Genomic DNA, 9,770 nt, shown 5'->3' on the forward strand with positions numbered 1-9,770 from the left:
GGCGACTTTCTAGGACTGGGCGAGGAACTGGTTGGTGGCGTGCTGGACGCGTTGGACGGCGTGTTCGGTGGCGGCGATGACGGCATCGAGTTCGGCAGGCTGGGCACCAGAGTTGAGGGCGCGGGCGACCTGGTTGAGGTTGTTACCGACGTGGCCGAGGTGCCGGCGGGCGGCGAAGAGTTCCGTGATCAGTTCGCGGCGCCCGGCGATGGCGGCGGCACTGGCGTCGAGGTCACTGGCGGCGGCCAGCCCGCTGCGGGCGAGGAAGGCGGGCAGGCTGGTGCGCGTGGCGGTGGCGGCTGCGGTGAGCACGTACTTCTCGTCGTCGTTGAGGCGGACGCTGCACACGTGAACGCGCTTGTTGGCGTGGGACTTCGGGGAGCGTTTGCGTGAACGGTTCTTCGTGGCACGGCGCTTGCGCTGCGGCGCGGGCTTTTCCTGCTGCGATCCGCCCTCGGTCGCTGCCTGTCCGACCTGCGCCCCCCGGTGCCGGTCGGCTCCCGCCACCCCTGGGGCGGGCAAGGCCAAGGACGCCTTCCCCAACGGGGAAGAGTGTCTTGGCCGATAACTTGCTCGCACTGGGAGCGAGTTGGAGACCGGCTCACCAGGGGTGGGGGCGGGGCTTGAGCTCGGGTTCGTCACTGCCCACCGTCCTGAGCGTCGTGGATGATCTCCAGGATGTCGAGGACGAAGTCGAAGGCGTCCTCAACGTCGGTGAGGTGATGGATCTGCTCGGTGGGGGAGATCTGGACGAACCACTGTCCCTCGGGGCCGTCCACGGCCGAGTGGATCAGCCGGTACTGGAGGAAGGTGTGCAGGAACGCCCAGATCAGGCGGTTTCCGAAATGGTTGGGCGCGGATGCGCGTGTCATGGTGTTTTCCTTTTGTGGCGGGAGCGGTGGCCCGGCACGATGCCGGGCCACCGGATCGATTCAGTGGAATGGAGTCGCCTGACCTGTTTCTTTGCAGGTGTCAGCCGCACTCGCGGCAGCGTGCGAAGTGCCGACTCATCGCGCGGGCCATGTTGTGCTTGACCGTGATCGCCTGCTTCGCGCTGGTCTTGGCCGGTGGGGTGCCGGCGTTGCGCTCCGCATAGCTGATCAGGAAGCAGATGTCCTTCTCGAAGTCGGACTTGATGCGCGACATGCGCGGGCACGACTTCACCGTGCACTCCTCTTCTTCGTGGTGGACGTGGCCGTTTCACGGCGCAGACGTTCTAGGACAGGCGTCAGGCGGTCGTTGCGGATGCCGATGTTGTGGGCGCGCATGATCTCCCTGAGCTGGGTGCGCGTGACCTCGGCGTTCCCGTCCCGTTCCAGCAACCCGGGTACGTGGGGGCGGAGCTGGGCGACGAGTTGGTCCACGCTCGGCCGCGGCTGCTTCAGGGACGGCTTGCCTTGCCCGCCTCGGGACCGGTTCCGGGTCGCCTTCGGCCTCCTGCGCGTGGGGACCGCGTGGGGACGGTCCCCAGTCGGGTCGGTCCCCGTCTCGGAGCCGGAGTCTGCGGGGTCCCCATCCCTGTCGTCGGGGACCGGTCGGGGACGGTTCTCGGCGGGCTCGGTCCCCGTGTCGGAGTCGGGGGCACCACGGTCCCTGGTGGTGGGGACCGGCGTCAGGGACGAGCTATCCGCGCTTTGAGCTGCAGTTTTGCCCCCGTCGATCCGCCGGTCCCCGTGGTCCCCGGCCTCGTAATCCTCGTCTCCGCGGTCCCGGTCCCCGCCTGCGTCTGCCCGGTCCCCGGTAGCGTCGATGTCGGGGACTGGGTGCTCCTCTTGGTCCCCGTTCTGTGCGGGCGCCGTCCCCGCGACCTGATCAGGATGGTCCCCATGGGGACCATCCCCGGCCGGTGCGGTGTCTGCGTCGGGGACCGTGCGTGGCTGGCTCGTCTGGTCCCCGGCTGCCGTCCCGTCAAGGGCGGGCCGGCCGAGGGGAGTGTGGTCCGCGCCCGGTGAGGGCTGCGTCCAGGGCGAGGGCAGGTCGATCGTGGCGAGCGCGGTGGCATGTCGGCGGGCGGCGAGCTGGTTCAGGAGCATGCGGAGCTGCTGGGGATCGCTGCCCACGCCGGAGCGTCCGAGGGCCGACTCAAGTCGGCGTGCGATCCATCGGCTCCGCCAACTGTCGCCCTGCTTCGGGGACCGTCCGGCCAGGCGGGTAGCCAGGGTGACCGCGCGGGCGGTGGCGCGGTCGCGGGTGATCTGGGCTGCGTCGCGGTCGCGCTCGGCGATGCCGAGGCGGGACAGCAGGCGCTCGCGTGCTTCCCGTCCGAGGACGGCCAGGATGCCGTGCGAGGCGGCGCCGGGCTTGCGCAGGCGCAGCTCGATCCCCATGGCCTGGTGCCACAGCATCGCCGCCATGACGGGCCCGACGAACGCCCGTACGGTGCCCCCGACCGGGCCGGATTCGGCGTAGGCGGGGATCACCTGGACGCCGGTGATCATCCAGACCAGGATCCCCGGCAGGCCCGGAGCGCCCTGGATGGTGAGGTTCTGGCGGGCCATCAGCGCGGTGGCGAACAGCGCCAGTTCGGCAGCGCCGAACATGGCGGCACGCTCGGCGGTGCCGGCCATGTCGAGGTAGTCGGCGGCGAACCGCCAGCTGGTGTCGGCGCTGTAGGCGGTGCAGCCGAGCGCGGCGAGCGCCGCGACCCACACCGCTGGGGCGGACGAGCGAACCCTGCCCGCGCGGGCACCACGGCGCAGGACCAGCCAGCCGCCCGCCAGCACGGCGAGGCCCGACAGTGCAACGGCGCCGGTGATCAGGTGCGATAGCTCGATGGAGACGCCGGCCAGACGTATGGCGGTGGGGTGGGTCATGCTGCCTTTCCAAGAGCGGTGATCAGCGCGCGGGTCTGCACCTGCCGGGGCACGGGCGAGGAGATGGCCTCGTCCTCGTCCTCGTCTTCGTCGGCGGTGGGGGCGGTCTCGTCGTACAGGCCCCAGTAGCGGTCGCGGTCGGCGACGGCATGGGCCGCCCGGCGCATCAGGTCGCGCGCCCAGTCGAGTTCGAGCTGGAGGGTGTACGCGAGGCGCTCAGGGCTCCATCCGCGGACGTAGGCGTGTCGGACGACGGCCTCGCGTTCGGCGTCGCTGAGGTGCACGTCGCGGCCCTGGAAGGCCGCCTTGACCCGGGCGTAGTCGAGGCGCTTGCTGACCCGGGCGTGCCAGGGGCGGCGCTCGATCTCAGTCAGCCCGCCCCACATCCCGTGGCGGATGTCGTTGTCCAGGGCGTAGTTGAAGCAGTCCTTCTTGACCGGGCACCGGCCGCAGATGGACTTGGCCTCCGCGGCGGCCTCGTGGTCGCGCGGGGCGTGGAAGAACAGCTCGTCGGCGTCCTCGGCGGGCATCCCGTGGCACAGGCCCCGGGCATGCCAGCTGTGGTCGGCGATCCCGCGCAGCGTCGGGCGCGCGGTGTCGTTCGTGGTGATAGTGCGCAAGAGGATCTCCGGGTACGCCTCAGCACTCGCGCGGCGCCGGCGTGGGTGAGGGCGGCGTGGCGCGGAGGTGAGGCGGGGCGAGGGCACGGCGATGCCGCACCGGAGGTGAGGGAGGTGTGCGAGAAGGGCCGGTTCAGCGGCGCTGGAAGCGGCGGTCCGGGCCGTCGAAGTGAACCGGGGTGCACATGCCGGACAGGCGGGACAGGATCCGGTCGCCGATCACCTCGCGCAGGACCGGCTGCCGTGGGGGCATGCCAGGCTCGCGTACGGGCGGCAGGTTCGTGGTGAAGATCGTCGGCAGGCGGTTCTGGCAGCGCCAGTTCACCAGCCGGAAGGTGATCTCCTCCGTCCACGTGCTGCTCTTGGCGGCGCCGAGGTCGTCGAGCAGCAGCAGCGGCACCCGTACGATCCGGCGCAACATGTGCTCCGGGTCCACGCCGGACTTCGGGCGCATGTCGGCGTACATGTCGGCGGCGGTGGTCGCGTGCCAGGACACACCGCATCCGGCGGCGGTCAGGGCGCGGATCGCGCCGTACGCCTGGTGGGTCTTGCCCGCCCCGGTGCTGCCCCACAGCAGCAGCGACGGGCCGTGTGCGATCCGCCGGCGTCCAGCCGTGCCGAAGTGCGGATTGAGCCCGCCGGCGTTCGGTTCGACCGCCGCCTCGGTGATGGAGCGGACCCAGGCCGTGACCTCAGGGTGCTCGACCACGGCGTGGCGGTAGTCGACCGGGATGCGCGCCTGTGCGGCCTCCAGGGCCGGGATCGGCTCCGGGGTGTCCGGCAGCGGCGCGGTCGGGTCGATGCCGCGTTCGGCCAGCTTGGCCTCCAGGCGGGCGCGGAGCCGCTCGCCGATGGCGGGCTGGGGGTCGGCGAGATGCGCGCGGGTCACAGGCGGCCTCCAAACGTCGTCGGCTCGGTCGGATTGAGGTAGGGCGTGTAACCGGAGGTGCTGGCCCATGGCCCCGCGCCGGAGGCGGACGACGGCACCGAGGCGGCCTGCGGGGCGGCGTTGACGACCTCGTTCACCAGGCTCGGCAGGACGCTCGGGTGCAGGCCCTTGGCCCGCAGCCGCTCCAGCGCGGTGCCGATGTCCTGCGGGTCGAAGCGCTCGTCCAGGAGCGCCTTGATCTTGCGCCCCAGGAGCCCGAGGAAGTCCTCAGGCGGTCGGCGCTGGCAGTCCCGGATGTACTCGGCCACCAGCTCCTTGGCGGAGACCGATCCGGGGACGGCGTCGGGTGCGGGCGCCTCGCGCCCCGTAAGGAATGATCCAGGATCCAAGATCCTAGATCCAGAGCGGGAGTCCTCCCGTAGTCCTCTGGTAGTCCTCAGTGAGTCCTCCGGGAGATCCCTCTGAGCTGGGCTTTTCGTTGGCGTTGCCGCAGTGGGGGCAGCTAGGCCAGCCAGCGGCACGGACACCGGCTCTCCAGGGTCCGCCGTCGTCCCCGCTGGCTGCGTGGCGGTCGGAACCGGGCGGTGCACCCCGCGCTGAGGGCTCCCGGAGTCATTCGGGAGGGTTCCGGGAGGCGTCATGGATGGCACTATGCGCGTGGGGCAGTCCCGGGTCTGGCACTTGCCGCAGGGGTGGTGGCCCTGGTGGCTGGGGCAGCGCGGCACTCGGGACGCCGTGGGCTTGTTGATCTTCTGGTGCTGCTCCCACGTCATCACGTGGAGCCACGTGCGCCCGTCACAGCCGGTGTAGCGGCAGATCAGCCCAGCGGCGGCCAGTTCCTCCAGGTCCTGGGCGACGTGGGCGGCGGTGTGCTCCGGGCGCAGGGCCCACAGCCGTCCGGCGATGATCGCCGGGTGGTCACGGTGTCGGCCGGAGTCATCGGCCTGCGTCAGCAGCCCGATGAAGGTGAGCATGGCGGTCACCGAGCACTCGGCCAGCGACTCCGACTCGAACATCTCGGGCTTGACGGTGCGGATGCGTGCCATCAGGCATCACCCCCACACTGCCGCACCGACGGTTGATCCGTTGCCAGCCCTTGGCGGATGGAGGTGGAGGGGGCACAGGCTGCCGCGCAGGCAAGGCCGTCGGGCCTTTTGCGCAGGGCAGATCGCATGCGAGAATCTCCTTTGGTGTTGCCGCGCTGAAACGCCCCGTGGAAGGGATCAGCGTGGTGATGGTGGCGATATCCGCCCTTGCCGGGGCGGTTTGTGCCGTGAGGCGTTCGGCGTCCGCGAGTTGCGTCTCTCGGGCGCCGTCGCTGTATGCGGGCTTAGGGAGCCCGAAGTGTGGGCATGCCGCTGCTCCTCGTGTTCGACGTGCCGGGCGGGCTGCCCGGAGGGACGACGAACATACGCACGACCCTGCGTCAAGATCCAGACTTGGCTCTTAAACCCTCTACAAGTCGCACGGTTGGGCGCGACGCGGGGCGGGTGATCATGAGTGGTCCTCGTGCCTAGGGGTGCAGCGAACGCCACGGGTAGCGATGCGAGCAGCATCCCTCGCCACGGCTGCAACACTTTGGTGTTGCCGTACCTGGAACATACGCCAAAGTGATCCCGAGCTGTCAACACCGTAGTGTTCCGCCTCGCGGGTTGGTCTCACGTCAACACTGGAGTATCGTCAGCGCCTCAGGGTGTAGATGGGAGGAGCCGAGTGATGGTGGAGTCCAGCGGATCGGCGGAGGTGCCCTCGGGGGCGTCCGGCGGTCGGCAGCTGAGCCTCGCCGACAAGCTGAACCACCTCTTCGAAACGGTGAAAAACCCGGCGACGGGCAAGAAGTTCACCAATGCGGAGGTGTCTCGCGCGATTCGTGAGGCCGGCGAGGCGGATGGCCTCACTGTCTCGGAGAGCGCCATTTCGCAGCTACGCTCCGGAGCCAAGCCGAACCCGACCGTGAATACCGTCGAAGCGCTGGCGCGCCACTTCAATGTCACGCCCCAATACTTCTTCCCTGACTTCGACGCCGAGGAGTCCGAGAAGATCCGGGCCTCCATGGAGTTGATCGCGGCCGTGGGAGACACCAAGGTGCGAGGGCTCGCACTGCGAGCCAATGGGCTCTCGGCTGACAGCCTCAAAATGATCACGACGGTAATTGAACAGGCGCGTCGCCTAGAGGGCCTTGATAAGCCTGATAATCCCTCAGTAACGTGACCTCTCTCACCCGCTATCCCGTTTTGACGGATATGCCTTCAAGATCCTCTTGGTCGCCCGGCGAGGCTGTGTAAAGCTCCGCTTGGTCGCGGGGGATTCTCCGCATGTCAGTGAGTAAGAGTCGAGTGAGAACCGCGTACTGCGCTTGCTCGGGGGTCATAGCGAGGATCTCGTTCATGTTCAATCGGCGTTATGCGCGGAAAGAAGCGCAGCTGAGGCGACTGTGCGAGGAGCAACTGCGGGGAATCGAAATATCTGACCCCTACGCGGTGGATGAAGTATGCCGCCAGTTGGCGGTCAGGCGTGGGCGCCCGCTGCACCTCCACGAATTGCCCGACCTGGGGGGTGTCAATGCCCCGTGCGGTCTCATGATCTCCTTCGAAAGTGGAGATCACATATTTCATGTGACGGCCACAAGTGAGCGGCATCGCGCGCAAATAGTCCGCCATGAATTGGCGCACCTACTCCTCGGGCATGCAAGCGAGAACACGAGCGTCGTGGAGTCGCTCCTGTCGATCATGCCGCAGGGCGTCGACCCCTCGGCCGTGCTCACAGCGCTCGGACGGACCAGCTACGACAGTGAGACCGAGTATGACGCCGAGATGGCTGCCTCGTCCCTCGGTGAGCTGTTCGAGGAACTGGCCTACTCAGGCCGAGAACCAGGGCGGCCGGGCGCTATGACGCGTCTTGACGATGCCCTCGTGCATCCCCGGAGGAACCGCCGCTCATGAACACCCCGACCCTCGTCGCCGGTTCCCTGTGGCTCGTGACCGTGTGGCGTCTGCCGTCCATCCGTCACTCCCACAAGCAGCGGAGCCTTGCGCTCACGTTCGCGGCCCTGGCTGCGGCCATGACCTTCGAGGTGCCCGCCGTCAAAGCCGCCATCAGCGACAACGCCGGCGTCACCAGCCTTACTCCGCTGCTGAAGCACCTGCTCGGCGTTACCTCCGCGGCCTTCCTCCTGGACTTCATCGTCGCCGTCGTCCGCCCACAGGGCCTGGCCCGCCGCACCAGGCTGGCAGCGATCGCAGCCACGCTCCCCCTCATGGTCCTCTTCTATACGCTGGCCAACTGGATGCCAGGTGGGCCAGTACGGGTCGGCGAGGGCGAGCGCGCCATCTATCCGGTTCTCTACACGGCGGTCTTCACGCTGTACATCGGCATCGCCATGTTCGTCGCCACCTGGCTTTTCCTCAGCGGCGTCCGGCACAGCCGCACCCTCCTGGGCAGGGCCGGCCTCGGCCTCATGGGGCTCGGCACGCTGCTCGGCAGCCTCTATGCCCTGCAGCGCATCGGCTTCGTCACGCTGGACCTCACCACCGGAGTCCGGTATTCGACGCTGGAGTACCAGATCTCCACCGCACTCAAGCAGTTGGCGATTCTGTCGATCGCGCTCGGCAGTTGCCTGCCACCGCTCTCCGTGGCCGTGGAGTACGTCAGATCCTGGATCATGCTCAGGCGGCTCCAGCCTTTGTGGAAGCGCCTGACAGACGCCGCTCCCCACGTGGTGCTCTCCACATCGGTTCCAAAGCAGCGTGTCGGCTTCCGACTTGAACGATGCGTCATCGAAATCGAGGACGCGTGCCTGGCCCTACGTGAATACGTGTCAGTAGATGTCCGCGAGCGGGCTCGCGCGCTCGCCTTCCAAAGAGGCGTAAGTGAGCAGGAAGTTGATGCGGTGACAGAAGCCGCTTGGCTGCACGTGGCCGCTAGTGCCGCTCGAACAGGAAACCAACTTGAAGGTGTTGAGTACCCGCCCCTCGGTGTCACTGGAAGGGACCGGCCGAGTGAACTCGCGTGGCTCCACGGGGTATCCCGCGCCTACGCTTCTTCACCCGTCGTAACAGAATTCACCCGCCAGGAAGTCGCGCTTGCCTCCTTGCCGATAGGCGGACCGGAAAAGGACTCTTCCCATGACAACTGACGTGCACCCCGCGGAGTCCAAACTGGCGCGCCGCATCACCGACTGGCTTGAGCCGAAAAATTGGATTATCGCCGTCACCCTCCTGATCGGCTGGCACACGGCGCAATGGACCGGCGTGGCCTGGGGAGCGGTCGGCGCACTCTTCGCCGCCATCATTCCCATCACCTTCATCAAGTACGGAATTCGGAAGGGCCACTGGGGCGATCGACACGTCGGGGCCAAGCCTGCACGGCTCGTCGTCATGGCCGTCATCCTGCTCTCCGTGGCCACCGGAATCCTCCTCATGGCCGCTGCAGGCGCCCCGCGGACGATGACCGCCCTCGTCGTGTCGATGCTGGTCACCCTCGCGATCCTCGCCGTGATCACGTTCGTCTGGAAGATCTCCGTGCACCAGGCCGTCTCGGCAGGTGCCTGCGCGATGCTCGTACAGACCTACGGTGCGTGGATGACCCTCGGGTTCCTCCTCGTCGTCATCGTCGGATGGTCCAGGGTCGAGCTGCGGGACCACACACGCAACCAAGTCATCGCGGGCACAATCCTCGGCACCGTCGTGGCCGCCGCCGTGTTCCAGCTGGCACGCTGATCAGCCCGCCGTCGGTCTGACGGCGGGCGGTCGGCGCCCGCTACCCCACTCTCGGCGAATCTCAGGTGCCGCGGACGTCGCGTCCCAAAGCAGCCGAGATAGCGCGCTGATGGACAAGTCCGGCGCGTACCAGCCGGGCCTCCGGCGTGAAGCAGTCCACGATCGTCATGTGGTTGGCGGCCGGGCAGATACCGCCGTCCACGATCACGGATGCGCCCACGCCCGTTGTTGTCAGGAAGTGGTTGACCTCGTCGAGGGTGATGGCAGGACCGGGGTCGTCCGGGCCTGCGTCGCCGGAGATGTTGACCGTGGTCGCGGCCACGGGTGCGGTGGAGAGGGACGCCAGGCGGCCGAGGAGACCGGAGTCGTAGGTGGTCAGAGCGGGGGAGCCGACGGCTGTGTACCCGGCGGCGTCGGCCGGATCGCGCCACGGCAGGAGGAGCGCGAGATCTCCGGGCCAGAACGCGTCGGCGAGCCGTCTGGCCTCCGGCGTGAGCTGGAAGCGTTGCTCGCATGCCTCAAGGGAGGGCAGGACGAACGCCAGTGACTTGCCGGGCGGGCGCTTCTTGCCGTCGAAGATGCGCTTGCAGGCATCCGGGTTTCCGGCGTCGGCGCAGATCATGTACCAGCGCTTGGTCGGCACGATCACCAACTCGCCGGCCTCGATCGCGCGTGCGGCGATGTCGAGGTCGGTGGGGTGGATCAGACGCATGGACGTGCTCCTCACGAG

The 9,770-nt window shown here is 68.2% G+C and carries 11 protein-coding genes; 3 read left to right on the forward strand and 8 right to left on the reverse strand.

Annotation, left to right across the window (positions count from 1 at the left end):
- Positions 1 to 9 precede the first annotated feature (9 nt).
- From PV734_RS26715 to PV734_RS26745, 7 genes are all read right to left on the reverse strand, one after another.
- On the reverse strand, positions 10 to 528 hold the full coding sequence (locus tag PV734_RS26715) for a plasmid mobilization protein (RefSeq protein WP_319292350.1): 519 nt from the start codon (positions 526 to 528) through the stop codon (positions 10 to 12).
- 110 nt (positions 529 to 638) lie between these two features.
- On the reverse strand, positions 639 to 872 hold the full coding sequence (locus PV734_RS26720) for a hypothetical protein (RefSeq protein WP_319292352.1): 234 nt from the start codon (positions 870 to 872) through the stop codon (positions 639 to 641).
- A 100-nt stretch (positions 873 to 972) separates the two neighbouring features.
- A complete protein-coding gene (locus PV734_RS26725) occupies positions 973 to 1,164 on the reverse strand; it encodes a hypothetical protein (protein WP_046912663.1) in 192 nt (63 codons plus the stop codon).
- A complete protein-coding gene (locus tag PV734_RS26730; protein ID WP_319292354.1) occupies positions 1,161 to 2,813 on the reverse strand; it encodes a hypothetical protein in 1,653 nt (550 codons plus the stop codon). The genes PV734_RS26725 and PV734_RS26730 overlap by 4 nt, the downstream gene beginning before the upstream one ends.
- Positions 2,810 to 3,433 carry a WhiB family transcriptional regulator gene (locus PV734_RS26735; protein WP_319292356.1) on the reverse strand — a complete coding sequence of 208 codons (624 nt, stop codon included), beginning with the start codon at positions 3,431 to 3,433 and terminating at the stop codon, positions 2,810 to 2,812. The genes PV734_RS26730 and PV734_RS26735 overlap by 4 nt, the downstream gene beginning before the upstream one ends.
- 133 nt (positions 3,434 to 3,566) lie before the next feature.
- Positions 3,567 to 4,322 (reverse strand): ATP-binding protein, encoded by a 756-nt coding sequence (locus tag PV734_RS26740; protein WP_319292358.1) that lies wholly within the window; start codon positions 4,320 to 4,322, stop codon positions 3,567 to 3,569.
- Complete coding sequence (locus tag PV734_RS26745; protein WP_319292360.1) at positions 4,319 to 5,368, reverse strand: hypothetical protein; 1,050 nt, start codon at positions 5,366 to 5,368, stop codon at positions 4,319 to 4,321. The genes PV734_RS26740 and PV734_RS26745 overlap by 4 nt, the downstream gene beginning before the upstream one ends.
- Positions 5,369 to 6,038: 670 nt before the next feature.
- Between PV734_RS26745 and PV734_RS26750 the strand changes: the two genes are divergently transcribed.
- The 3 genes from PV734_RS26750 (at position 6,039) to PV734_RS26760 (ending at position 9,040) form a co-directional block, all read left to right on the forward strand.
- Positions 6,039 to 6,533: a helix-turn-helix domain-containing protein gene (locus tag PV734_RS26750; RefSeq protein ID WP_046912658.1), complete on the forward strand. Its 495-nt coding sequence runs from the start codon at positions 6,039 to 6,041 to the stop codon at positions 6,531 to 6,533.
- Positions 6,534 to 7,260: 727 nt separating this feature from the next.
- On the forward strand, positions 7,261 to 8,457 hold the full coding sequence (locus tag PV734_RS26755; RefSeq protein WP_319292362.1) for an MAB_1171c family putative transporter: 1,197 nt from the start codon (positions 7,261 to 7,263) through the stop codon (positions 8,455 to 8,457).
- Entirely contained in the window at positions 8,447 to 9,040 is a 594-nt protein-coding gene (locus tag PV734_RS26760) for a hypothetical protein (protein ID WP_319292365.1), read from the forward strand. The genes PV734_RS26755 and PV734_RS26760 overlap by 11 nt, the downstream gene beginning before the upstream one ends.
- 61 nt (positions 9,041 to 9,101) lie before the next feature.
- On the opposite strand, the gene PV734_RS26765 is transcribed toward PV734_RS26760, so the two are convergent.
- Positions 9,102 to 9,752 carry an L-threonylcarbamoyladenylate synthase gene (locus PV734_RS26765; protein ID WP_319292367.1) on the reverse strand — a complete coding sequence of 217 codons (651 nt, stop codon included), beginning with the start codon at positions 9,750 to 9,752 and terminating at the stop codon, positions 9,102 to 9,104.
- Positions 9,753 to 9,770: the final 18 nt, after the last annotated feature.

Source organism: Streptomyces sp. AK08-02, from assembly GCF_033795085.1.
Lineage (GTDB): Bacteria > Actinomycetota > Actinomycetes > Streptomycetales > Streptomycetaceae > Streptomyces > Streptomyces echiniscabiei.